The 25033-nt window shown below is 71.6% G+C and carries 19 protein-coding genes and 1 pseudogene; 5 read left to right on the forward strand and 15 right to left on the reverse strand.

Features of this window, described 5'->3' with window-relative positions; genetic code table 11:
• Positions 1-177 precede the first annotated feature (177 nt).
• Positions 178-669, forward strand: coding sequence for a DUF4383 domain-containing protein (locus ACQP0U_RS26030; RefSeq protein ID WP_433311942.1), 492 nt, complete (start codon positions 178-180; stop codon positions 667-669).
• 75 nt (positions 670-744) lie between these two features.
• Here the strand turns inward: ACQP0U_RS26030 and ACQP0U_RS26035 are convergent, their stop codons facing one another.
• The 11 genes from ACQP0U_RS26035 to ACQP0U_RS26085 form a co-directional block, all read right to left on the reverse strand.
• Positions 745-1194: a GNAT family N-acetyltransferase gene (locus tag ACQP0U_RS26035; RefSeq protein ID WP_433311944.1), complete on the reverse strand. Its 450-nt coding sequence runs from the start codon at positions 1192-1194 to the stop codon at positions 745-747.
• A gap of 70 nt (positions 1195-1264) precedes the next feature.
• The gene (gene obgE / locus ACQP0U_RS26040) at positions 1265-2740 is read right to left on the reverse strand and encodes a GTPase ObgE (RefSeq protein WP_433311947.1); all 1476 of its coding nucleotides are present in this window, start codon (positions 2738-2740) and stop codon (positions 1265-1267) included.
• Between the two features lie 95 nt (positions 2741-2835).
• Positions 2836-3090 (reverse strand): 50S ribosomal protein L27, encoded by a 255-nt coding sequence (gene rpmA / locus ACQP0U_RS26045; RefSeq protein WP_007464062.1) that lies wholly within the window; start codon positions 3088-3090, stop codon positions 2836-2838.
• An 11-nt stretch (positions 3091-3101) separates the two neighbouring features.
• Positions 3102-3416, reverse strand: coding sequence for a 50S ribosomal protein L21 (gene rplU, locus ACQP0U_RS26050; protein ID WP_007464063.1), 315 nt, complete (start codon positions 3414-3416; stop codon positions 3102-3104).
• Between the two features lie 166 nt (positions 3417-3582).
• The gene (locus ACQP0U_RS26055) at positions 3583-4062 is read right to left on the reverse strand and encodes a hypothetical protein (RefSeq protein ID WP_433311950.1); all 480 of its coding nucleotides are present in this window, start codon (positions 4060-4062) and stop codon (positions 3583-3585) included.
• A 116-nt stretch (positions 4063-4178) separates the two neighbouring features.
• Positions 4179-7322 (reverse strand): Rne/Rng family ribonuclease, encoded by a 3144-nt coding sequence (locus ACQP0U_RS26060; RefSeq protein ID WP_433311953.1) that lies wholly within the window; start codon positions 7320-7322, stop codon positions 4179-4181.
• 131 nt (positions 7323-7453) lie between these two features.
• Positions 7454-8149 carry a TIGR03936 family radical SAM-associated protein gene (locus tag ACQP0U_RS26065; protein WP_433321144.1) on the reverse strand — a complete coding sequence of 232 codons (696 nt, stop codon included), beginning with the start codon at positions 8147-8149 and terminating at the stop codon, positions 7454-7456.
• Positions 8150-8423: 274 nt separating this feature from the next.
• Positions 8424-9827, reverse strand: a complete 1404-nt coding sequence (gene mycP / locus ACQP0U_RS26070; protein WP_433311955.1) for a type VII secretion-associated serine protease mycosin — start codon at positions 9825-9827, stop codon at positions 8424-8426.
• 10 nt (positions 9828-9837) lie between these two features.
• Positions 9838-11322, reverse strand: coding sequence for a WXG100 family type VII secretion target (locus ACQP0U_RS26075; RefSeq protein WP_433311957.1), 1485 nt, complete (start codon positions 11320-11322; stop codon positions 9838-9840).
• A 10-nt stretch (positions 11323-11332) separates the two neighbouring features.
• The gene (locus ACQP0U_RS26080; RefSeq protein ID WP_433311960.1) at positions 11333-11773 is read right to left on the reverse strand and encodes a hypothetical protein; all 441 of its coding nucleotides are present in this window, start codon (positions 11771-11773) and stop codon (positions 11333-11335) included.
• 250 nt (positions 11774-12023) lie between these two features.
• Entirely contained in the window at positions 12024-14018 is a 1995-nt protein-coding gene (locus ACQP0U_RS26085) for a TIGR03960 family B12-binding radical SAM protein (protein ID WP_433311963.1), read from the reverse strand.
• Between the two features lie 432 nt (positions 14019-14450).
• Between ACQP0U_RS26085 and ACQP0U_RS26090 the strand changes: the two genes are divergently transcribed.
• A complete protein-coding gene (locus ACQP0U_RS26090; RefSeq protein WP_433311966.1) occupies positions 14451-15377 on the forward strand; it encodes a hypothetical protein in 927 nt (308 codons plus the stop codon).
• Between the two features lie 74 nt (positions 15378-15451).
• Here the strand turns inward: ACQP0U_RS26090 and ACQP0U_RS26095 are convergent, their stop codons facing one another.
• The 3 genes from ACQP0U_RS26095 to ACQP0U_RS26105 all read right to left on the reverse strand — a co-directional run bounded on the left by ACQP0U_RS26095 (position 15452) and on the right by ACQP0U_RS26105 (position 21343).
• On the reverse strand, positions 15452-16141 hold the full coding sequence (locus ACQP0U_RS26095; protein ID WP_357191444.1) for a lysophospholipid acyltransferase family protein: 690 nt from the start codon (positions 16139-16141) through the stop codon (positions 15452-15454).
• Positions 16142-16246: 105 nt separating this feature from the next.
• Positions 16247-19411, reverse strand: coding sequence for an isoleucine--tRNA ligase (gene ileS / locus ACQP0U_RS26100; protein WP_433311970.1), 3165 nt, complete (start codon positions 19409-19411; stop codon positions 16247-16249).
• 381 nt (positions 19412-19792) lie between these two features.
• Complete coding sequence (locus tag ACQP0U_RS26105) at positions 19793-21343, reverse strand: alkaline phosphatase D family protein (protein ID WP_433311973.1); 1551 nt, start codon at positions 21341-21343, stop codon at positions 19793-19795.
• 229 nt (positions 21344-21572) lie between these two features.
• Here ACQP0U_RS26105 and ACQP0U_RS26110 point away from each other — a divergent pair, with 229 nt between their 5' ends.
• Both ACQP0U_RS26110 and sigJ read left to right on the forward strand, forming a co-directional pair.
• Positions 21573-22004: a carboxymuconolactone decarboxylase family protein gene (locus ACQP0U_RS26110; protein ID WP_433321147.1), complete on the forward strand. Its 432-nt coding sequence runs from the start codon at positions 21573-21575 to the stop codon at positions 22002-22004.
• A 50-nt stretch (positions 22005-22054) separates the two neighbouring features.
• The gene (gene sigJ, locus ACQP0U_RS26115; protein WP_433311976.1) at positions 22055-22879 is read left to right on the forward strand and encodes an RNA polymerase sigma factor SigJ; all 825 of its coding nucleotides are present in this window, start codon (positions 22055-22057) and stop codon (positions 22877-22879) included.
• 37 nt (positions 22880-22916) lie between these two features.
• On the opposite strand, the gene ndk is transcribed toward sigJ, so the two are convergent.
• Positions 22917-23342 carry a nucleoside-diphosphate kinase gene (ndk, locus tag ACQP0U_RS26120; protein ID WP_091409968.1) on the reverse strand — a complete coding sequence of 142 codons (426 nt, stop codon included), beginning with the start codon at positions 23340-23342 and terminating at the stop codon, positions 22917-22919.
• 142 nt (positions 23343-23484) lie between these two features.
• On the opposite strand from ndk, the pseudogene ACQP0U_RS26125 reads away from it, so the two are divergent.
• Positions 23485-25018 (forward strand): annotated as a pseudogene (locus tag ACQP0U_RS26125) (VOC family protein).
• Positions 25019-25033: the final 15 nt, after the last annotated feature.

The following is a 25033-nucleotide window of genomic DNA, read 5'->3' on the forward strand; positions in this document are numbered from 1 at the left end:
GTTGCCGCCGCCGCTGACCATTCACCTACCCTGCGTTCAGCCGTCCATACCTCTTCGTGCATTTCTCTGCGCGGCCCACCCGATGGACTTCAAAATGGAGGATCGTCGGGCTGCGTCACGTCGCCGCTGCGGACAGTGAGGTTCGCGAAGGCCGGCAGATCCACGGAGGGGGCAGCGATGGCACGAGACGCGCGGGGCGGCCGAGCGGCCGGCCCCCGGCCCCGGGTCCAGGTGGCCGCGCTGGCCGTGGCCGGGGTCTTCCTGCTGATCGGCGTCCTCGGCTTCATCCCCGGCATCACCACCGACTACGGCGAGCTGCGGTTCGCCGGGCACCACTCGGACGCCCACCTGCTCGGGCTGTTCCAGGTGTCGATCCTGCACAACGCGGTGCACCTGCTCTTCGGGCTGGCCGGCCTGGCGCTGGCCCGCAGCGTCGCCGGCGCCCGCGTGTTCCTGGCCGCCGGTGGCGCGATCTACCTCGCTCTCTGGCTGTACGGCCTCGCGATCGAGGCGGTCAACCCGGAGGGCGGGGCGAACATCCTTCCGGTCAACGACGCCGACAACTGGCTGCACCTCGCGCTCGGCTTCGGCATGCTCGCGCTCGGGCTGCTGCTGTCGAACCAGGCGGGCACCGGCGGACGCCTGGACAACCCCGCCGACCGGCACTGACCTGGGTTTCGTGCTCGCGCCTCGGTTTCGTGCTCGCGCCGGCCGAACGGCGGCCCGGCGGCGGCGACGCGACCGTCAGGCCGCGACCGGCAACCGCTTGGCGAAACAGACGCTGTACGGGTTGCCCACGTACTCGCCGTACACCGGGATCCGCTCGTAGCCACACGAGGTGTACAGGGCGATAGCGGCCGGCAGGTAGGTGCCCGTCTCCAGGCAGACCACCGAGTGCCCCTGCCGGAACGCGCACTCCTCCAGCGCGGCGAGCAACTGACGACCGATCCCCCGCCCCCGGTACGCGGGCCGGACGTACATCCGCTTGACCTCACCGGTTTCGGCATCGAGCGCCTGGAGCCCACCGCAGGCGACCGCCCGACCGTTCAGCACCACCGCCAGGTAGCGGACATCGTCATGGGGAACGAAGACCTGCCCGTCCAACCCACCATCGGCCTCGCGCAGCTCACGCTGCTGCGCGATCACCATGGCGGCGATCTCCGGATCGATGGCAGGCCGGGACTCGATCAGCATCACCCCACGCTAGGACGCGTGGATTTCGGGGAGGTTTCCGGAAATCAACCCCATCACGGAGCGCAACGAACTACTCGGCGTCGTCCTCGTCGGCCATGTCGTCATCGAGGTCGTCGGACGCGTCCGCGCCCAGGTGGTCCGCCGACCGCACCCGGCGAGCCTTCCGGGCGGCGAGCCGATCCGCGGCGGAGGCCCGGTTCGACTTCTCCTCCAGGCGGACGTCGGTGCCCCGGTTGCCGGGTACGAAGTCCACCCCGGCGAAGAGCGTCGGCTGCCAGTCGAACTCGCGCGCGCCGATCCGGACCAGATCACCGGGCTGTGCGCCGGCCTTGCCCAGCTTGTCCTCCACCCCGAGCCGAGCCAGCCGGTCAGCCAGGTAGCCGACCGCCTCGTCGTTGTCGAAGTTGGTCTGCTTGACCCAGCGTTCCGGTCGGACGCCGCGGACGGTGAACGAGCCGTCCGTCTCGGCCGTGATGGTGAAACCGTCGTCGTCCACGGCCATCGGGCGGATCACGATCCGGGTCGGCTCGGCGGGCGGAGCGGCCTTACGCTCCGCATCGACCAGCTCGGCCATCGCGTAGGTCAGCTCCTTGAGCCCTTCCCGGGTGGCTGCGGAGACCTCGAACACCCGGTAACCGCGCTCCTCCAGGTCGGGGCGCACGATCTCGGCGAGGTCGCGGCCGTCCGGCACGTCGACCTTGTTGACGGCCACCAGCCGTGGGCGCTCGGCGAGGCCGCCGTACTGGCTCAGCTCGGACTCGATGGCGTCGATGTCGGCCACCGGGTCACGGCCGGGCTCCAGGGTCGCCGAGTCGATGACGTGCACCAGCACCGCGCAGCGCTCGATGTGCCGCAGGAACTCCAGGCCCAGCCCCTTGCCGGTGGCCGCGCCGGGGATCAGGCCCGGCACGTCCGCGACGGTGAAGGTGTGGTTGTCCATCCGCACCACGCCGAGGTTGGGCACCAGGGTGGTGAACGGGTAGTCGGCGATCTTCGGCTTCGCGGCGGAGATCACCGAGATCAGCGACGACTTACCGGCGGACGGGAAGCCCACCAGGCCCACATCGGCGACGCTCTTCAGCTCCAGCACGATGTCCAGTTGGTCGCCGGGCTCCCCCAGCTCGGCGAAGCCGGGCGCCTTGCGCTTGGCGTTGGCCAGCGACGCGTTGCCCCGCCCGCCGCGCCCGCCGCGGGCGACCTCGAAGGTGGTGCCGGCGCCGACCATGTCAGCCAGCACGGTGCCATCGACGGTCTGCACAACGGTGCCGTTGGGCACCTTGAGCACCAGGTTCTGGCCGTTGGCCCCGTCCCGGTTCGACCCGGCGCCGCCCTTGCCGCTGTCGGCCTTGACGTGCGGGTGGAAGTGGAAGTCGAGCAGCGTGGTCACCTGCGGGTCGACCACCAGCGACACACTGCCGCCGTGCCCGCCGTTGCCGCCGTCCGGCCCGCCGAAGGGCTTGAACTTCTCGCGGTGGATCGAGGCACAACCGTGCCCGCCATCGCCGGACTGCAGGTGCAGCACGACCCGGTCAACGAACGTTGCCACGGCGTCAATCCTTCCAGCGAGGCCGAACCCCGCACTTCGCGAAAAAGGCTAAGCGGGCCGGGACCCGGAGGTCCGCGGCCCGCTTAGCCCGAGAACTACTGCTGCGGAACGATGCTGACGGTCTTACGACCGCGCTTCGTGCCGAACAGGACCGCACCGGCGGACAGCGCGAACAGCGTGTCGTCGCCGCCACGGCCGACCAGGTCACCGGGGTGGAACTTGGTGCCACGCTGCCGGATGATGATCTCACCGGCGCTGACGACCTGACCACCGAAGCGCTTCACGCCGAGTCGCTGGGCCGCGGAATCACGACCGTTACGCGAGCTGGACGCACCCTTTTTGTGAGCCATGAGAGGACGACCTACTTCCCGCTGGAGATGCCGGTCACCTTGACCTGGGTCAACGGCTGACGGTGACCCTGGCGCTTGTGGTAGCCAGTCTTGTTCTTGAACTTGTGGATCCGGATCTTCGGGCCCTTGGTGTGCGCGGCGATTTCGCCGGACACCGCGACCTCGGCAAGCTTCGCCGCGTCGGTCACCAGGTCGTCACCGTCGACGAGGAGCACCGCGGTGAGCTTCACCGCGTCACCGGGGGCACCGGTGAGCTTCTCGACCTCGATCACGTCGCCCTCGGCGACCTTGTACTGCTTGCCGCCGGTCTTGACGATCGCGTACATCGGAGGCGGACTCCCTGTCGTTGAGGCTGCTGGCGGTCGTCCCCGCAGCGGCTCGCCGGGTAGCAGTGCACGGCGGCGCGGGCACACGGGAACTCGGCACACCAAAGGTGGGCCGCAGGCAAGAGTACGCCATTGCTGGCCCGGACCCCAAACCGGCCCGCCCTGGTCAGCGCTCGCAGAGCTGGTCGAGGCGCTGCTGGAGTCGGTCGAGTTCGGTCTCGTCGATCGACTCGACGTCGGCACCGAGCGCGGAAACTTCCGTTCCGATGTCGGTGAGCAGAGTCTTGAGCTGCGGATCGTCGGTCAGCGCCGACTGCTCCCGCAGTACGGTCCGCCAGTCGGCCAGCGCCCCCTCGGCTCGACCCCGAGCGGCCTCGGCCGTGCGGCTGTCTCCGGCGCCCACCGCCGCGAGCATCCGGCCCAGCTCCGCCACGTACGTCCGGACGGCAGTGGTGCCGGCCTCCTGCGCGGCGGTGCACACCTGGGTGGCGTTGCCGCCCGCCACACCACCGCTGGCCGGCATGCCGGTAGGTCCGGGAGAGGTGCCAGCGGCCTCGGCCGTCCCACCGGTGGACCCGTCGGTGGAGCAGCCGGCCACGCCGGCGAGCACGGTGAGCAGCGCGGTGACGGCGAGCAGACGGCGCATCTTCTTCTCCTGACCGGGGACGGCCGATCGAGGGCCGGGTGGCCGCAACGGCGAGGTCCCTCCCCCGTCACTTTGCCGGGAGAGGGACCTCGTCAAACACGTGGCCGGTCAGGCGCTCAGGGGCGGGTCCGCCGACGGGCGCCACCGCGACGCGACCGGCGACGGCCGCCACCGCCCTCGGTGGTTTCCTCGTCGCCCTCACCGTCAGCGAGCGCGTCCGGGTCGTCCGCCGCGGCCAGCCGAGCCGACTCACCCTGCTGAGCGTCGGAGATCGCCGGCGCGGCGGCGGTGTCCGACTCGTAGCGGGACAGGTCGTAGCCCATGGTGTCCTGGTAGTCGGCGTCCGGCTCGGTCCTGGCGTCGGTGTCGGTGTCGACGACCTCGACGGCGGTCCGCTCGGCCGCGGCCGGGGCGTTCTTGCGCGCCCGGCGACGGGACGACGTGGCACCCTGCTCGGCCGCCGGAGCGGGAGCGACCGCCGAGGCGACCGCCTTGACCTTCTCTCCCGCACCAGCGGGGCGCGGCTTCTCCGGCACCGGCTCGGTGTGGATGATGACGCCCCGGCCCTTGCAGCACTCGCAGGTCTCGCTGAACGCCTCCAGCAGGCCCGCGCCGATCCGCTTACGGGTCATCTGCACCAGGCCGAGCGAGGTGATCTCGGTGACCTGGTGCTTGGTGCGGTCCCGGCCCAGGCACTCGGTGAGCCGGCGCAGCACCAGCTCACGGTTCGACTCCAGCACCATGTCGATGAAGTCGATCACCACGATGCCGCCGATGTCACGCAGCCGGAGCTGACGGACGATCTCCTCCGCCGCCTCCAGGTTGTTGCGCGTGACGGTCTCCTCCAGGTTGCCCCCGGAGCCGGTGTACTTGCCGGTGTTGACGTCGACGACAGTCATCGCCTCGGTACGGTCGATCACCAGAGAGCCGCCGGAGGGCAGGAAGACCTTGCGGTCCAGGCCCTTGATGATCTGCTCGTCGATCCGGTACTCGGCGAAGACGTCGCTCGTGCCGACGTGCCGACGCACCCGGTCGACCAGGTCCGGGGAGACGTGCGACAGGTACGACTCGACCATGTCGTACGACTGCTCGCCCTCGATCACCAGCTCGCGGAAGTCCTCGTTGAACAGGTCCCGGACCACCCGGATGACCAGGTCCGGCTCCCCGTAGAGCAGCACCGGAGCGCCACCCTCGGCGGCCTTGGCCTGGATGTCCTCCCACTGCGCCTGGAGCCGCTTGACGTCGCGGGCCAGCTCGTCCTCGGTGGCGCCCTCGGCGGCCGTCCGGACGATCACGCCAGCGCCGTCCGGAACCAGCTTCTTGAGCACGTCGCGCAGCCGCTTGCGCTCGTTGTCCGGCAGCTTGCGGCTGATCCCGGAGGCGTTGCCGTTGGGTACGTAGACCAGGTGCCGGCCCGAGAGCGCGATGTGGCTGGTCAGCCGTGCGCCCTTGTGCCCGATCGGGTCCTTGGTGACCTGGACCAGCACCGAGTCGCCGGAGCGCAGCGCCTGCTCGATCGAGCGGGCCCGCCCCTCCAGCCCGGAGGTGTCCCAGTTGACCTCACCGGCGTACAGCACCGCGTTGCGGCCCCGGCCGACGTCGACGAACGCGGCCTCCATGCTCGGCAGCACGTTCTGCACCTTGCCCAGGTACACGTTGCCGGCCATCGTCCCGGAGGAGTTGCGGGTGACGTAGTGCTCGACGAGCACCCCGTCCTCCAGAACGGCGATCTGGGTGCGGTCACCGCGCTGGCGGACCGCCATCACCCGGTCGACAGCCTCCCGGCGCGCCAGGAACTCCGACTCGCTGAGGATCGGCGGGCGGGTACGACGCTGCTCCCGACCGTCCCGGCGGCGCTGGCGCTTGGCCTCCAGCCGGGTCGAGCCGGACACACCCTGCACCTCGTCGACGGTCCGGCGCGGCTCGCGGATCTTCACCACGGTCGGCACGCCGTCGTCGGCCGCGCCCTCGGTGTCACCGGCGCCACGACGGCGACGACGACGGCGGCGACGGGTCAGGCCGTCCCCGCCCTCGGACTCCTCGTCCTCGTCGCCTTCGGCCTCGGCCTCTGCGGTCTCTTCCTCGTCGGCCTGCGCCGCCTCCTCGGACTCCTCGTCCTCGGCGTCGTCGGCTCCACCCTTGCCCCGGCCCCGGCCGCGGCGACCACGCCGGCGGCGGCGGCGCGCGGCGGCGCTGTCCTCGTCGTCCTCATCCGCCTCGGTGGCCTCGTCGGCCTCCTCGGTCGGCTCCTCCTCGGCCTCGATCGCCTCCACCGGCTCCACCGGCTCGACCTCGCGGCGACCACGCCGACGGCGACGGGAGGGCTCAGCGGCCTCCTCGGCGGCCGGCTCCTCGGTCGTCACGGCGGGCTCCGCCGGTCGGGTCACCGGCACAGCGTCCGGTTGGGGTGCCATGAACAGCACGGTGGGCGCGGAGAGCGCAGCCCGCCGACGACGGGTACGCGGCTGCTCCGGCTCGACCTCAGCGGGCTCGTTCGGCTCATCCGCCACACCGGAGACGGCCACACCCGGCGCCACCTCGCCGGAGCGCTCCTGTGCGCGACCGCTCCAGGCCAGCTCGGCGGCGGACGTGCTCGGGAGGGCCTCGGAGTCGTTCAGCTCGGCCTCGGCCTCGCGCAGGTCGGAGTCCGCCGGTTCCTCGGCGACGGCCGGCTCCTCGACGACCGGCTCCTCGACAGCGGGGACCTCGTCGGCGGCGGCCGGCTGCTCGGTGGCGGGCGGCTGCTCGGTGGCGGGCGGCTCCTCCACGGCAGCCGGTGTGGCCTTCTTGCGCCGGGTACGGGTCACCTTGACCGGGGGGACCACCTCGGCCGAGGCCGCCTCCGCGGAGGCGGCGACCAGCGGCTCATCAGCCGTCGTCTCGACGGCGGTGGCCTTGCGGCGGCGCCGGGGGGTCTTCGGGGCGACGTCCAGGTCCCCGGAGACCGGCGCGAAGACCTCCGCCTGCGGCGATTCGGCGCTGCCGACCCCACCTGTGGACGCCTCGGCCGGGGCATCGGTCTGCTCCGGCTGGTTGAGCGGGGCCGCCCGACGACGGGTCGCCCGGGTGCGCCGGACCGGCGCGGCCGGCTCGGCCTCACCGGAAGCGCTCTCCGGACCGGCCGGTTCCACCGAGGCCGAACCGACCGCGGTGGTGGGAGGCGCGACGGCGGCGCCGTCGGCAGTGCTGCTCTGGTCGGCGGTGTCGCTGGCCGGCTGTGAACCGGTCCGTTCGCCGCCCTCGGGCTCGTTCTCGAGCATGGACGTTCTCCAGTTCTGGCTACCCCGGGCGCGGGTGAGCGCTGCCACGCAGGGTCGCCGCAAAAGTGTTTCCGCCGGGCGCGCGTGGTGCGCGACCGCCGAAGTCTGCCTGCCAGAGCACGGACCGTCGGTCAGTGCCCAACGATGGCTGCCCCGTCGCGGTCCGCATCCAACGGATCCACGATCGCACCCTGCGCGGTCAACGTGCCCTGAGCCAGCCGTGTCACCCTCGGCGAAACCGGCGGCTCCAGGTCGGCCACCACGCGGAGGCCGGAAAGGACGTCATCGGGCCGTACGGACGGGGTGACCTGCCGCACGACCAGTTCGAGTATCGCACACGGTACGGCCGGCGCCCCGGAAGGCGTCGGCGTAGGCGGTTGGACATCGATCGATATCACGGCAGCGCGGGCGTCGAAAGTACGTCGCCCCTGCTTGGTCATCCGCTCGACCAGCACCTCCTCGGCCGCGACGAAGGCGTCCACCGCGGCTCGCAGCACCGCCGTGTCGACTTCGGGCAACTCGATGTACCAGTGCGACGCCTCGATCCGGTCGGGCAGGTTGCCTCCCTCGGCGATCACGGCGTCCAGGACGTCCAGCCCCGGCGAGAGCGCGGCGTCCAACGCGGCGCGCAACGCCTCCGGGTCGACCGTGGCCTGAAGGGCGATTTCCAGGTATTCCGCCTCGCTCGCCACCCCGGTGGGCGCGGCGCTGGCGTAGGAGATCTTCGGATGCGGGTGAAAACCCTGGGAGAAGGCGACCGGCACGGCGGCCCGGCGTAGCGCGCGCTCGAACGCCCGGGCGAAGTCCCGGTGCGAGGTGAATCGCAGCGGCCCGCGCTTGGCGTACCGGATGCGGACGCGCTGGACGACCGGTGCCTGGCCGCCCTCGGGTTGAGGCTTCTTGGCGATCGTGGGCTCCTCGGGTGTACCTGCGTGTCCGCTCATCCTGGCGCAGGGCTCGTGACGGTACGCAGCCGGGGCGGTCGGAGCGCCCCGGCAGACGGGTGCAAACCGGTCGTCGGGGTCGTGACCACACGCCGCGAAAGCCGATGGCCGGCCGGTGACGCGGAGGTCACCAGCCGGCCACCACGATCGGGACCGGTTACCGCTCCCTCGGCGGGGCGGGTGGCGGCCCGCCCGGCGGGGTGTAACCGGACGGCGGGCCGTAACCGGACGGCGGGCCGTAACCGGACGGCGGGCCGTAACCGGAGGGTGGGCCGTAGCCGGGTGGCGGCGGGTAGCCCGGTGGTGGGGCGTAACCCGCGTCCGGCGGTGGGTACGCGCCCTGGGCCGCCGGGTCGAACACCTCGTCCGGGATGTCGGCGGCTCGGGCCGTCTCCTGCCGGTACCGACGGCGGTTCCAGATGAGGAAGGCCGCCAGCCCCAGCAGCAACACCAGCACCACAGCGATGCCGATGCCCACCACCATGACCTGCTGGTCGGTGGGGCCACCGCGATCGCCGTGCTGGGTGACGTCGAACTCCTCGTCCGCGCCGTCGGTGCGGGCCGGGCCCGGGTCGGGTGCCGCTGCGGCCGGGTCGAGCAGAGGGTTCGCGGTGACCGGCGGCACGTTCGCGGTCAGCGCCTTCATCGGGTCGATCACCCCGAAGCCGTACTGCGGATCTCGCCCGGACGGGCCGGCGTCCCGCGCGGTCCGGATGATCCGGTTGATCACGCTCGGAGCGCTGAGATCCGGATACTTCGAGCGGATCAGCGCAGCCAGACCGGCGACGATCGCGCTGGAGTCGGAGGTGCCGTCACCCCAGCCGTAGCCCCCCTCGTTGAGGGCGTTGTAGATGCCGTCGCCGGGTGCGGCAACCACCGCCTCCGGCCCCTGGACCGACCCGGACCAGAACCTGCCGCCCCTGGTCGTCCCGGTCACCGCGATCACACCCGGGGTGTTGGCGGGGTTGCCCACGGCGGTGTCGCCCTTGGCGGTGTTGCCGGCGGAGGCCACCACCACGACGTCATGATCCAACGCGTACTTGATCGCGCTCAGTTCCCCCGCGCTGCCGGAGCCCCGGCCACCAAAGGACATGTTGATCACCTTGGCACCGCCATCGACGGCCATCCGGATGCCGGCGGCCACCGCCGCGTTGCTGTTGAGCCCGGTGCCCTTGCGCAGCTTGATGGGCAGGATCTTCGCGCCGGGGGCGATGCCGTCCACGCCGTCGGGGCTGGCCTTCGCCGCGATGATGCCGGCGATGTGCGTGCCGTGCCCGTCCTCGTCGGCCCGGCCGTCCCCGGAGGCGCCGTAGCTGCGACCACCGGCAAGCACCTGACCGCGCAGGTCGGGATGGCTGGCCTCGACGCCACTGTCGAGCACGGCCACGACCACGCCCCGCCCGGTCGAAATCTTCTGCACCTGGTCGATCCGGAGCTCGTCCAGATACCACTGCTCGGCCCGCCGGGGCGCGGCGGCCGCCGGTTGAGCGGCCCCCACCACCAGGAACCCCGCCAGCAGGCAGGCGGTCACCGGCCGGAGAGCTGCACCGTTCACCCTCATCCGTCCATCCTCATCGAAGGACACCCGGGGACGCACCGTCACCAGGACCCCACGGATCGTCGTCCTCAGTCAACCACGACGAGTGCTCGGAGCCGGTGCCACCGCCGCCGTGCCCGGCGCCACCCGCGCCGCCCATCATGCCGCCGCCCATCATTCCGGCGCCGCCGACGCCCGCACCACGCGCGCCGCCCGCCATCCCGGCGCCACCCGCGCCAGCGGCGGTACGCAACGCGTTCGCCGCGCTCGTCATCGGCGGAACCTTTCCGTTGCCGCCGCCCACCATGCCGGGAATGCCACCCACGCCGATCCCGGCACCCCCGCCCAGGCCACCGCCGGCGCCACCGCCGATCCCGCCGGCCGCGCCGAGGCCTGCGCCACCGCCGCCGAACCCACCGCCGGCACCGCCGAGACCGGCGCTGCCGACGCCGGAGCCGCCGATGCCACCGCCCAGGCCACCGACGCCGCTCGGGCTGGCGCCAGCAAGACCGCTGCTGTAGCCGTCGTCGGGACCCGGGTAACCGGAACCGGTCGGTGGGGGCGTGAGCCCGCTGGTGCCGCCTGCGTTGGGGCCACTGCCGATCCCGCCGGACGTCGTCGGGGAGAACGGGTCGACGGTGGACGTCGGACCGCCTCCGTCGCCGATGCCCGGTGGTTTGCTGCCGATCGAGGGGCCGCCGCCACCGATGTCGGGCTTTCCGCCGAACTCACCACCACCGATGTCGGGCCGCCCCGACGGCGGAACCCGGGGGTCGCGAGTGATGTCGGTCCGATCGTCCTTGCCGTCCGGCGGGACCACGGTCAGCTTGGGTCGCTCGGTGTAGACCGCCTGGGGCAGCGGCGACATCGCCGTGTTCGCCGCCTGCTGGTTGTCCCGGTACCAGTTGTCCAGGTGCGACTTGGTGTCCCACCAGCCGCCCCGCTTGCTGTCACCGGCCTGGCCGTCGACCTTCATCGTCGCTTCGAGGTCGTCGGCCTTGTCCCGGAAGGCGCCGTCGGCGTACGAGCCGGGGTTGCTCTGGTAGTCCTTGCGCAGGGCGGCGAGGAACCCCGATGAACTCTCGCCGTCGCGGGCATCGTCGAGCTCGGTGCCGTTGGGCAGGCTCCACTCGTTGATGCCGAAGTCGTCCATCAGCGGGATCGGGATCGTCGAGACCGACTTGCGGATGTCGCCCTCGATCCGCGTCAACGCGCCACTGACGTTTGTCGCGTCGGTGATCAGATCCTCGATCTGCTTGCCGATCTTGCCCAGGTGCTCGCGGTACGCGTCACCACCGCTGCCCTTCCAACCGGCGAGCATCCCGGGCAGGCCGCCGACGTTCGGGCGTTCCTGGCCGGTCGCGATCGGGCCGACGAACGACCGACCGACGAGCGCGTCCCGCAGTTGTTGCAGCCCGCTGGAGAGATTGCTCCAGCCCGCTCCGACCGATCCGACAGTCTCCGGGTCCGCGGAGAGCGTCACCTCGCGGACGCACCGCTCCCAGGTTCCTCCAGCCATGACGTCCCCCTCAGGCCGTGTACGGGTAGGTGGGTGCGCCGCTGGCGGTGGGCGGCGGCGCCGCCGACTCCAGCAGCCGCTCGATCTCCTTGCCGTTGGCGCCGTTGCGCGCCTCGGTGTCGCGGAACGCCTTCGCGATGTCCTCGGTGCCCTCCTTGAGCGCGGCGAGCTTCTGCGAGAGCGTCGCGAGATGGGCCTCCATGTTGCCAGTGGACGTGGTCAGGGCAGCCCACTGCATGCGGGCGTCCTCGTAGGCGCCGAAGGGGGTGCCGTTCGGAACGGTCTGGGCGTTGTTGCTGTCGCCCTTCATCCGCTCCTTGATGCGTTCCATCTCGTAGCTGATTGTGTCGTCCACGTACTGCTTGAGCCGCTCGACGTACGCTGCGGCGGCGTCCAGGTCCTCGACGCTGACGTGCAGATCGCCGGTGTTCGGCGGCGGGATGCTACCCATGCGCTTCCTCCCCCGTTCCCGACCCGCGGGGTCGGTCCATGTCAGACGCAGCGTATCGAGTCTGACCTAGTCGGGGCAGCCCCAGCCACCACCACGTGGTACAGATGGCGGCCGATCTCGCGGAAGAGCCGGTGCGGGGCGACAACACGGCGAAGCTCGAACAGCGACAACGGGCCCGCGAGACGCGGGCCCGTTGGACGACATGTCGGATGTGGAGGGTGGTGGTCGGCACTGCCCCGAGGCGGCCCGGTCAGGGGTGCGAGTGGCCCGTCTGGACCTTCATGCCGTTGCCGCCCAGCGGGGTGAGCGGCAGCAGCTTCTTGCCGGTGGGGCCGATCTGGATCTCGGTGTCCATCGACGGGCAGACGCCGCAGTCGAAGCAGGGCGTCCACCGGCAGTCGTCCTGCTCGAACCCGCTGACCGAGTCCTGCCAGTCCTGCCAGAGCCAGTCCTTGTCCAGGCCCGAGTCGAGGTGGTCCCAGGGCAGGACCTCCAGCTCGTCGCGCTGACGGGTGGTGAACCATTCGAGGTCCACCCCGAACGCGGGCAGCGTCTCGGCCGCCGCGTCCACCCAGCGCTGGTACGAGAAGTGCTCGCTCCACCCGTCGAACCGGCCGCCGTTCTCCCAGACCTTGCGGATCACCGAGCCGACCCGGCGGTCACCCCTGGAGAGCAGCCCTTCGATGAGCGACGGCTCGCCGTCGTGGTAGCGGTAACCGATGGCCCGGCCCAGCGACCGGTCCGCGTTGATCGCCTGCTTGAGGATCTTGAGTCGGTGGTCGATGACCTCCGGACGGTCCATCCCGGCCCACTGGAACGGGGTGTGCGGCTTCGGCACGAAACCGCCGATGGAGACCGTGCAGCGGATGTCCTTGGAACCGGTCGCGGCCCGGCCGGCCCTGATCACCTCGTGGGCCATCTCCGCGATCTCGAGGACGTCCTCGTCGGTCTCGGTGGGCAGGCCGCACATGAAGTAGAGCTTCACCTGCCGCCAGCCGTTGGTGTACGCGGTGACGACCGTACGGATCAGGTCTTCCTTCGACACCATCTTGTTGATGACCTTGCGGATCCGCTCCGACCCGCCCTCCGGGGCGAAGGTCAGGCCGGTACGCCGCCCGTTGCGGGACAGCTCCTGCGCGAGGTCGATGTTGAACGCGTCCACCCGGGTCGACGGCAGCGACAGCGAGACGTTCGTGCCCTCGTACTGCTGGGCGAGGCCCGAGCACATGTCGCCGATCTCGGAGTGGTCCGCCGAGGAGAGCGACAGCAGGCCGACCTCGTTGAAGCCGGAGAACTCCAGGCCGTCGCGGACCATCTGCCCGACCGTGGTGATCGACCGCTCCCGGACCGGCCGGGTGATCATCCCGGCCTGGCAGAACCGGCAACCCCGGGTGCAGCCCCGGAAGATCTCCACCGCGTACCGCTCGTGCACCGTCTCGGCCAGCGGCACGAGGGGCTTCTTCGGGTACGGCCAGGCGTCCAGGTCCATCGTCGTGCGCTTGTGCACCCGGAACGGCACGTCCGCCCGGTTCGGCACGACCCGCTGGATCCGGCCGTCCGGCAGGTAGTCGACGTCGTAGAAGCGCGGCACGTAGACGCTCTCGGTGCGGGCCAGCCGCAGCAGCAGCTCGTCGCGGCCGCCCGGTGAGCCCTCGGACTTCCACTCCCGGACGATCGCGGTGATCTCCAGGACCGCCTCCTCGCCGTCGCCGAGCACGGCGGCGTCGATGAAGTCGGCGATCGGCTCCGGGTTGAACGCGGCGTGCCCGCCGGCCACGATCACCGGGTCGGCGTCGGTGCGGTCGGCGGCCAGCATCGGGATGCCGGCCAGGTCGATCGCGGTGAGCATGTTGGTGTAGCCCAGCTCGGTGGAGAAGGAGATGCCGAACACGTCGAACCCACGCACCGCCCGGTGCGCGTCGACAGTGAACTGCGGCACGCCGTGCGTGCGCATCAGCGTCTCCAGGTCCGGCCAGACCGCGTACGTCCGCTCGGCGAGGGTGTCGGGCAGCTCGTTGAGCACCTCGTAGAGGATCTGCACGCCCTGATTGGGCAGGCCCACCTCGTAGGCGTCGGGATACATCAGCGCCCAACGCACGGTTGTCGCGTCCCAGTCCTTCGTCACCGCACCCAACTCGCCCCCGACGTACTGGATGGGCTTGGAGACCTGGGGTAGCAGCGGCTCGAGCTGGGACCACACGGAGTTGGTCGCGGCCGCGCGCGGCGTCGTGGACGGGGCACTCATGATGCCCAAGGGTACGCGTTCACCCGGCGGCCATCGCGCGCACGCCCGATCGGCGGTGGTGGCGGCGCGGTACTAACCTCGGATCGGCGCGAGAGGAGATTGCCGCGATGCCGGAGCCCCAGCCGGGAGCACGGCCGGCCGACGGGAGTACCCCGGGCGCGGAGCCGGAGCGGGACCCGGCGGTCGCCGACGAGCCGACCTCCCCACCCGTACCCCCGGACAAGCCGGACCCCTCGGACCAGCCGGACCCCTCGGACCAGCCTGATCCCCCGGACCAGCCGAGCCCGCCGGACGCCCCGGAGCAGCCGGAACCCGCTGCCACCGAGGAGGTCCCGGCACCCAGGTGGAGCGGCTCGGCGCCGGTGCCGCCGCCGCTGCCACGCCGGTCCGCCTGGGGCGAGTCGGCCGAGCCGACCCTCCCCTCCGGTCCCCGTGGGGCCGCCCGAGCACCAGACGCCTGTCGACCCGTGGGCCGGCGTGGACACCGGCGGCTGGGACCTGCCCTCCGCCGAACTGCCCCCGCTGCCGCCGACGATGCCGCCGACGATGTCGTACCCGACGCCGCCGGACACCCGGCAGTGGTCCGGACCACCCGCTTCCCCGGCCGGGTCGCATCCGGTGTCGCCGCCGGCCGCCCCGGCTGCGCCGCGGGCCGTCGGACCCGTGGTGCCGGCCCGACCGGTGTCGCCACCCGCGCCGCCGAAGGTGCCGAAGCAGCGCCGGGGCCGGCGATCGACAGCGCCGCCGACGCCGACACCACCGCCCGGTTGGCAGGCCCCCAAGGGGTACGTCCCGGTCCCGGTCCGTCGGCGACGCCGCTGGCCGTGGCTGCTGCTGCTCACCCTTGCCTGCTGTTGCGGCTGCCCCGCCTACTACGGGTTCCCGATCTCGGCCCAGTACCCGGCGCGCGCGGCACTGCCCGTCCAGGTGGACGACCTCAGCCTGCGGCAGGACGACCGCAGCACGGAGACCGCCCGGAAGTTGGAGGGCGAGGTACGCAAGGAGCACTGGCTGGCCGAGGACACGTTCGCCGGCGTCTACTCGACGACGAGCGGCAAGCGGGTGACGGTCTTCGGTGGCACCGGCTTCCGGATGAGTCCGGAGTCGGACGCGGAGGCCGAGATCAGCCGGCTCACCGAGCGGTACGCACTGGACACCCCGGAGAGCGTGGACACCGGTGTGCGCGGCAGGCACGAACGTTGTGCGGTGGGCAGCGCCGACGGCAGTGCCGTGGTGGTCTGCACGTCGGTCGACCACGGCAGCATCGCCACCGGCGTGTTCACCCGGCTCTCCGTCGCCGACAGCGCCGAGCTGCTGGGCACCCTGCGCGCCCAGATCGTGCAGCCCGAGCGGGGCTGAGCCGCGGTGCCTGATACCGCCGGCAGACCGACTACCGAGGGCGCGCTCCGGGAGGTCGGGCGCGCCCGCCGGGGTCAGGCGTCGCGGGTCGGGTCCGGGTGGGCGCGCGGTGGCGCGTAGCGGGGCACGTACTCCTGGCCGGTGAGCTTCTGGATCTCGCTCATCAGCTCGTCGGTCATCTGCCGCAGTGAGGTGCGGTCATCCGGACGGCCGGTGAAGTCCAGCGGCTTGCCGAAACGCACCGTGATCTTGGCAGTGCCCGGCCGGGGCACCCGGGCACCGATCGGCTGCGCCTTGTCCGTGCCGATCATGCCGACCGGAATGATCGGCACGCCGGCCGAGATCGCCAGCCGGGCCGCGCCGGTCCGCCCCCGGTAGAGCTTGCCGTCCGGCGAACGGGTGCCCTCCGGGTAGACCACGACGAGGTCACCGCCCTTGAGCGCCGGGATCGCCGCGTCGAACGCGGACAGCGCCGCCCGGCCACCGGCACGCTCGACCGGGATCGCGCCCAGGCCGGTGAGGACGAACTTGGAGATCGCACCCTTCACGCCGGCGCCCTTGAAATACTCCGACTTGGCCCAGAACGCCAGGTGCCGGGGCACGACAGTGCCGAGGAACAGCTCGTCGGCCACCGAGAGGTGGTTGCCGGCGAAGACCGCGCCGCCGGTCTCCGGCACGTGTTCCAGCCCCTCCACGGTCGGGCGGAACGCCAACCGCAGCGTGGGCGCCACGGTGAGCTTGCCGATGGTGTAGAGCAGGGGCACTGGTCCTCCGGCAGATCAGGTGCGAACAGGCGGTGTCACGGTAGCGGACGCCTCCACACCTCCCAGACGGAGGTGGTGAGGCGTCCGCACCCTGGCGATGCTCCCTTATACCCGGCGGACGACCACCGTTACCCGCTCACCATCGCCGACCTCGCCGGCGAAGCCCTCCGGGCCCGAACCGGCGGAGCCGCCCTCGGTGAAGTCCACCGAGTCGGCCAGCACCTCCGCGGAGACGAAGTCGACGTACGCGGCCACCGCCGCGCGCACCTCGTCGGACGCCGACACCGACACCACGATCCGGTCCGAGACGTCGAGGTCGGCGTCCCGGCGGGCCTGCTGCACCACCCGCACCACGTCGCGGGCCAGCCCTTCGGCGGCCAGTTCCGGGGTGACGTCGGTGTCCAGCACCACCACGCCCTCGCCGCCGGGCAGCGGCGCGGAGTGCTCGGCGTCGGCGGCGACCAGGCGCAGCTCGTACTCACCCTCGGCGAGGGTGATGCCGGCGGCCACCGGGGCGCCGTCGACCAGCTCCCACTCGCCCGCCTTGACCGCCTTGATCACCTGCTGCACCTGCTTGCCGACCCGCGGGCCGAGCGCGCGCGGCACCACTGTCAACACCTGCTCGCAGTACGCGGACAGCTCCGCGCTGAACTCCACCGCCTTCACGTTGACCTCGTCGGCGACCAGGTCGGCGAAGGGCCGCAACTGCTCCGCGACAGGCGAGGCCACGGTCAACGTCGACAGCGGCAGTCGCACCCGCAGCCCCTTGGCCTTGCGCAGCGACAGCGCCGCCGAGGCGACCGCCCGGACGTTGTCCATCGCGGCGACCAGGTCGTGGTCGGCCGGGAACTCGCTCGCCTCCGGCCAGTCGGTCAGGTGCACCGAACGCTCCCCGGTCAGGCCACGCCAGATCTCCTCCGCGGTCAGCGGCGCGAGCGGCGCCACCACCCGGCAGAGGGTCTCCAGCACCGTCGACAACGTGTCGAAGGCGTCGGCGTCACCGGACCAGAACCGGTCCCGGGACCGGCGCACGTACCAGTTGGTCAGCGCGTCCAGGTAGGACCGGACGGTGACGCAGGCACCGGAGATGTCGTACGCGTCCATCTGCGCGCCGACCGTCGACACCAGCTCGTTCGTCTTCGCCAGCACGTACCTGTCGAGCAGGTGGGTGGAGTCGGTGCGCCGCCGCGCCTGGTACCCGTCGGCATTGGCGTAGAGCGTGAAGAAGTACCACACGTTCCACAGCGGCAGCAGCACCTGCCGAACGGCGTCGCGGATGCCCGACTCGGTGACCGCCATGTCCCCACCGCGCAGCACCGGCGACGACATCAGCATCCACCGCATCGCGTCCGAGCCGTACGAGTCGAAGACGTGGTAGACGTCCGGATAGTTCTTCAGGCTCTTGGACATCTTGCGCCCGTCCGAGCCGAGCAGGATGCCGTGGCTCAGGCAGTTGCGGAACGCCGGCCTGTCGAACAGCGCGGTGGCCAGCACGTGCATCGTGTAGAACCAGCCGCGGGTCTGCCCGATGTACTCGACGATGAAGTCACCCGGGTAGTGGTGCTCGAACCAGTCCGCGTTCTCGAACGGGTAGTGCACCTGGGCGAACGGCATCGACCCGGACTCGAACCAGCAGTCCAGCACCTCCGGCACCCGGCGCATCATCGACTGCCCGGTCGGGTCGTCCGGGTTGGGGCGGACCAGGTCGTCCACCGCCGGCCGGTGCAGGTCGGTCAGGCGTACGCCGAAGTCCCGCTCGATGTCGGCGAGCGAGCCGTAGACGTCCAGGCGCGGGTAGTTCGGGTCGTCGGACTTCCACGCCGGGATCGGCGAGCCCCAGAACCGGTTCCGGCTGATCGACCAGTCCCGGGCGTTGGCCAGCCACTTGCCGAACGAGCCGTCCTTGATGTGGCCGGGCGTCCAGTTGATCTCCTGGTTCAGCTCGACCATCCGGTCCCGGAACTGGGTCACCGCGACGAACCACGACGACACCGCCTTGTAGACCAGCGGGGTGTCGCAGCGCCAGCAGTGCGGGTACGAGTGGGTGTAGGTGTCCTGCTTGAGCACCACCCCCCGGTCCTTCAGCTCCCGGATCACCGGCTTGTTGACGTCGAAGACCTGCTCACCCTGGTACGGCGGGACCAGCGCGGTGAACCGGGTGTGGTCGTCCACCGTGACGATGGTGGGGATGCCTGCGGCGTTGCAGACGTTCTGGTCGTCCTCACCGAAGGCCGGGGCCAGGTGGACGATCCCGGTGCCGTCCTCGGTGGTGACGAACTCCGCGCCGAGCACCTGGTAGGCGTTCTCCCCGGCCTGCTCGACGAGGAAGTCGAACAGCGGCGTGTAGCGGCGCCCGACCAGGTCCCGGCCGTACACCGTCCCGACCTGCTCGTAGCCGTCCAGTTCCTTGGCGTACGCGGCCAGCCGCGCCGCCCCCACCAGGAAGCGGTCGCCGTCGCGTTCGAGCACCGCGTACTCGATGTCGGGCCCGACGGCGAGCGCCAGGTTCGACGGCAGGGTCCACGGCGTGGTGGTCCAGACACCCAGCTTGACCGGCCCGCGCACCAGCTCGGGCGCGGACTCGTCGGCGGTCAGCCCGAACCACACCGACAGGGTGGGGTCGTGCCGGTCCCGGTAGACGTCGTCCATCCGGGTCTCGGTGTTCGACAGCGGCGTCTCACAACGCCAGCAGTACGCCAGGACCCGGAAGCCCTCGTAGATCAGACCCTTGTCGTGCAGGGTCTTGAAGGCCCACATGACGCTTTCCATGTAGTCCAGGTCGAGGGTCTTGTAGTCGTTGGTGAAGTCGACCCACCGGGCCTGCCGGTTGATGTACCGCTCCCAGTCCTGGGTGAACTCCAGCACCGAGGTACGGCAGGCCTCGTTGAACCGGGCCACGCCCAGGTCGATGATCTCCGCCTTGCTGGTGATGCCGAGCTGCTTCTCGGCCACCACCTCGGCGGGCAGGCCGTGGCAGTCCCAGCCGAAGCGCCGCTCGACGTGCCGGCCGCGCATGGTCTGGTAGCGCGGCACCACGTCCTTGACGTAGCCGGTGAAGAGGTGACCGTAGTGCGGCAGGCCGTTGGCGAAGGGCGGGCCGTCGTAGAAGACGTACTCGTTCTTGCCGTCCGTGCCGGCGGGACGGGCCTCGATGCTGGCCTCGAAGGTCTTGTCGGCCGTCCAGTGCTCCAGCACCCGGCGCTCGACCGCGGGCAGGTCCGGGCTCGCCGGCACACCGGCGGCGGTCGGGTCGTGCAACGGATAGGCCATCGGGGGTCGCTCTCCTCGCGCAGCTCACTCAACAGTGGGTCTGCGAGGACGAACCTTCCGGGGTACGCCTGGAACGGCGCTCCCGGTGGCCCGCGGTACCACCCCGCTTGGCGGTCAGGATCGACCGCCCGCTCATTTGCCGGCTGTGACGGGCCGCACCCGTCCGGTTCTACTGGGCCGGTTGCCCGGCTGTTCTTCCGGAGGCTCACCGGTGATGGCCGGGTCATCGCCTTACGGTGCTCAACGATACAAGACCCGCCCCCCACCCCGCCGCCGAGTAAACGCACCCCGCCCCCACCCCGGCGATCATGAAGTTATTGCCCTCCGGCTCGGCGTGTCGTGACAACAACTTCATGATCAACCAGAGTGGTGGGGCGGGGGTCAGGGGGCCGGGAGGGTGGTGCTCCACAGCGAGGCGCCGTCGCGGTCGCGCAGGTGGACCGTCAGGGCCTCGGACTCACCGTCGATGGTGACCTCGCCGAAGTGCTGGAAGCCTCCCGCCGGGCCCGTGTTGGCCACCGGCGGCGCGTGCACGAAGGCCGCCTGCGGCCCGAACGTGCCGTCCAGCGCGTTCGGGCCGAACGCGCCGGCGTGCGCCGGGCCGGAGACGAACTCCCAGAACGGGGTGAAGTCGCCGACCGCCGCGCGGGACGGGTCGTAGTGGTGTGCGGCCGAGTAGTGCACGTCGGCGGTCAGGAAGACCATGCCGGTCACCCCGGCCCGGTGGGTGGCCCGCAACACCTCGGCGAACTCCAGCTCCCGGCCCGCCGGCGCGCCCGGGTCGCCCTGCGCGACACCCTCCTGCGCGCCCGGGCCGTCCGGCACCACCACCCCGATCGGCAGGTCGTTGGCGATCACCTTCCAGGTCGCCGTGGAGCGCTTCAGCTCCCGGATCAGCCACTCCCGCTGCTGCCGACCGAGCAGACCACGCTTCGGGTCGGCGTACGTGTTGCCGTCGTTCGGGTCCTTGTGGGTACGCATGTCGAGCACGAACACGTCGAGCGACGGCCCGTACGACAGCCGCCGGTACATCGGGCCGTCGACCGGCACCGGTAGCCACTCGTTGAACGCCTGGCGGGCCCGCACGGCGAGCACGTCCACCCGCCGCTCGGTGTAGCGCGGGTCGTCCAGGATCTCACCCGGGTACCAGTTGTTCAGGACCTCGTGGTCGTCCCACTGGTTGATCTGCGGCACCGCCGCGGCGAACTCCCGCAGGTGCTCGTCGAGCAGGTTGTACGCGAACTGCCCGCGGTACTCGGCGAGCGTCTCGGCGACCTTGCTCTTCTCCGGGGTGACCAGGTTGCGCCAGATCCTGCCGTCGGGCAGCGTCACCGACTCGACGAGCGGGCCGTCGGCGTACACCGTGTCGCCGCTGCACAGGAAGAAGTCCGGTCGGGTCTGCCGCATCGCCCGGAAGATCGACATCCCACCGAAGTTCGTGTCGATTCCCCAGCCCTGCCCGACCACGTCGCCGGTCCACACGAACTTCACGTCGCGTCGCCGGTGCCGCCCCGGCGCGGTGGTGAGCGTCCCGGTCAGCGGCTCGCTGACCACCCCGTGCCGGTCCAGGCTCTCCACCCGCACCCGGTAGTGCAGCCGCTCGGAGTCCGGCAGGCCCCGCAGCCGGACCTTCCCGGTGAAGTCACCGTTCGGGGTGAGCACCGGGCCGCGCAGCTTGCGCGCGCCCCGGAAGTCCGGCCGACGGCTCACCTCGACAAGCATCCGACCCGGTCGGTCGGCCCGCGTCCAGACCAGTGCCGAGTCCGCGGTCACGTCGCCGCTCTGCACGCCGTGGGTGAGCACCGGGCGCGCCGCCGGGCGCCAGGCCGGGGCGGCGTTCGCGCCGGCACCGCCCAGCAGTGCGCCGCCGGCGGCTCCGGCACCGACCACCAGGCCGGTCCGCAGCAGGGTACGTCGATCAAGCTCGGTCATGCTTCCTCCCGATCATGGGTTGACCCCGTGGGTCTATCGGGTGGAGGTGACGGTGAGCGGCGGCCCGGGTGACGCGAACGCGAACGCCTGTCGTCGCTCGTCGGTCGGGCCCGCCGCCCACCCGGCCACTCCGGCGGCATGAGCGGCGTCACAGCCCCGGTTGTCACGACCCACCCCGGCTGAACCGTCGTCTGGGTGTCGGACCGATCAGGAGGTAGTCGTGCAACGGATGAACCCGGCCGAGGTCGCACCGCAGGCGTACAAGGCCGTCATGGGGTTGGAGAAGTACGTCCAGGCGAACGTCGACCACACCGTGCTGGAGCTGGTAAAGCTGCGCGCGTCGATGATCAACGGGTGCGCGTACTGCGTGGACATGCACAGCCGGGACGCGCTCGCCGACGGCGAGTCGAGCCGGCGGCTGTTCGCGGTCGCCACCTGGCGGGAGGCGCCCTTCTTCGACGAGCGGGAGCGGGCCGCGCTGGCCCTCACCGACGCGGTCACCCGGCTCGGTGAGCACGGGGTGCCGGACGAGGTGTGGGATGACGCCGCGAAGGTCTGGTCGGAGAAGGAACTGGCCGACCTGGTCATGGCGATTGCCACAATCAACGTGTGGAATCGGATCGGGGTGACGTTGCGGCTGGAGCCTCCGGCCCAGGTGTGACCACCGAGGCGGCAGCAGAGGCGGCCGGTGCGCTCGAGGCGCACCGGCCGATGCTGCTTGGGCTCGCGTACCGCCTGCTCGGCAGCCGGCACGACGCGGAGGACGTACTCCAGGAGGCGTACCTGCGCTGGCTCGGTGTGGACCGCGCACGGGTCGACGAGCCCCGCAGGTACCTGTCCCGGGTGGTCACCCGGTTGGCCCTGGACCGGCTGCGCGCCCGGCAGGCGGCCCGCGAGACGTACGTCGGGACGTGGCTGCCCGAGCCGGTGCCCACCGCGCCCTCGCCGTTCGGGCCGCTGGACCGGGTGGAGCTGCGCGACTCGCTCTCCACCGCGCTGCTGCACGTTCTGGAGCGGCTCACCCCGCCGGAGCGGGCCGTGTACGTCCTGCACACGGCCTTCGACCTGCCGTACGCGGAGATCGCCGACATCCTGGAACGCTCCCCCGCGGACTGCCGGCAGCTGTACCACCGGGCGACCGCGCGGGTACGCCAGGAGCAGCGTCGGTTCACCGCCAGCCGCCCGGAGCGGGAGCGGCTGCTGGACGCGTTCCTCGCCGCCGCCCGCGACGGCGACCTGGCGACGCTCACCGACCTGGTGGCCGCCGACGCCACCGCGTGGAACGACGGTGGCGGTCGGGTGCGGGCCGCCCTCAACCCGGTCACCGGCGCGGACCGGATCGCCCGGTTCTACGCCGGGGTCTACGGCCCACGTCACCGGGTGACAATGGATCCGATCGAGCTCAACGGGGAACCGGCGATGCTGATCACCCGCGCCGACGGCAGTCGGTACACGCTGACCATCGCCGCGGCCGACGGCCGGATCACCGGGATCTACGTGGTCGGCAACCCGGCGAAGGTGCCGGCGGTCGACTGAACCCGGGAGTCGTCGGTCGACCCCGGGCCGGTGGGCGTCAGCCCAGCTCGGGGAACCAGAGCGCGATCTCGCGCTTGGCGCTGTCCGTCGAGTCGGAGGCGTGCACCAGGTTCTCCCGGTTGGACAGCGACAGGTCACCCCGGATGGTGCCGGCGGCGGCCTTGCGCCCGTCGGTGGCGCCGACCAGCCCGCGGACCACGTCGATGACCTGGTCGCCGGAGAGCACCAGGGCGACCAACGGGCCGCCGGTCATGAAGTCCTTCAACGGCGGGTAGAACGCCTTGTCGACGTGCTCGGCGTAGTGCTCGTCGGCGAGCGCGGCGTCCATCGTCCGGTGCACCATCGCGTCGATCCGCAGCCCCTTGCGCTCGAAGCGGGAGAGGACCTCGCCGACCAGGCCGCGGCGGACCGCGTCGGGCTTGATCAGAACGAGGCTGCGCTCATCCGGGCTGTTGCTGGACACGCTGGGTTCCTCCTGTACGCGCTGAACGCTCGGGATCGGTACGGTCAGCCTAGCGACCCGGTCCCGGCGCCGGCGCGGCGGCCGGTCTTTCCCCCGGTGGCCGATCCGGCCTAGCCTGGCCCTGACCCCCGGGAGGTCCACTGTGGCGAATGGCGGTAACCGGCCCATCGCGCCGGTACGCAAGCTGATCGGCACGGTGCTGGGCACCGTGGCCACGTTCGTCGTCCTGTTCGGGCTGGGCATGACCAGTTGGGCCATCGTGGCTCTGGGGGTCGCCCTGCTGGTGCTGGCGATCGCGCTGGCGACCGTACGCGGCGGCGGTCGCACGTGGGTCGTCGGTGTCGGGCACGTCCACAGCGCCTCCGAACCACCCACCCAGTACGCGTTCGGCCGCTGCGAACTGCAACTGGTGATCGACGCCCCCGGTCTGCCGCCACGATCCAAGAAGATCATCGAGCCGAGGGTGCCGGTCTCCAAGTGGCCGTCGCTGGGCCAGACCCTGCCGATCCGCGTCGCGTTGGACGACCAGCGGCACGTCAAGGTCCTCTGGGACGAGGTGCCGACCCACGCCGAGACCGCCGCCGCCGTCGCCGATCTCCCGCCGGAGTTCGCCGACGCGGAGGCGATGGACGAGTTGCTGATCCAGCAGGACGCGCCACCGTGGGCCGACCGCGCGCCGGACGACGACTTCCGCGACGACTTCCGCGACCCGGTCGGTGACCCGTTCCGGGACCCGCTCGGTGACCCTCTGCGCACCGACGCTTCGCGTTCCGAGCACCGGCGCGATGACCTCCGCCGCGATGATCCGGGTGTCGTGCCCGAGGAGCGTGAGCCCGTGGTGATGCACCAGAGCCCGGGTGGGCCTGTGGTGTTGGAGGGCGTCGTCGTCGAACAGCAGGCCGGTGGGTTGCCCCGGCGGGCCACCCCGGCACCGCGCCCGCCCGCCGAGGAACGCTTCGACGAGCCCGCCGCCGACCGACTCGACGCTCCGGCGGAGGACGGCGCGACTACCCGGCCCGCCGACGACCCCGTCGACCCGCTCAGCGCGCAGCGCTCCGACCCGCTCAGCGCGCAGCGCCCGACCCGCTCAGCGCGCAGCGCCCGACCCGCTCAGCGCGCAGCGCTCCGACCCGCCGCCCGCGCAGCGGTCCGGTCCCGGCGCCGCCGACCCGCTGGACCCACTCGACCTACCGCTGGACGACCCCTCCCCGGGCGGAGCCGCACGCGCGAGTGTGACCGACGAGGAACTGGACCAGGCGATCTTCGGGTTCGACGCCGGCTCGGCCGCGGACCCGTCCGGGCCGATCAGCGGGGTGGGCCTCACCCTGCTGGTCACCGACCTGCCCCGGTCGCTCGGCTTCTACCGCGACGTGCTCGGCTTCAGCGAGGTCGACCAGGGTGCCCACAACGCCGTCCTCGCCTCCGGGACGACCCGGATCGTCCTGCGCGAGGTGACCGGGGCAGCGCCCATCAGCCGCCGGCTGGTGCACGTCAACCTTGAGGTGAACGACATCGAGGCGGCGTACGAGCGGTTGCGCGAGTCGGGCGTGCGCTTCACGTACGCCCCTCGGGTGGTCAACCGGGGCACCAAGCTGGAGGTGTGGGCGGCGGCCTTCCGCGACCCGGACGGCCACGGCGTCGCGCTCACCCAGTGGCGCGAACGCGCTGACGCCTGACCCGGCCCGCTCCCG

This window comes from Micromonospora sp. CA-269861 (assembly GCF_050948505.1).
In the GTDB taxonomy this organism is placed as follows: domain Bacteria; phylum Actinomycetota; class Actinomycetes; order Mycobacteriales; family Micromonosporaceae; genus Micromonospora.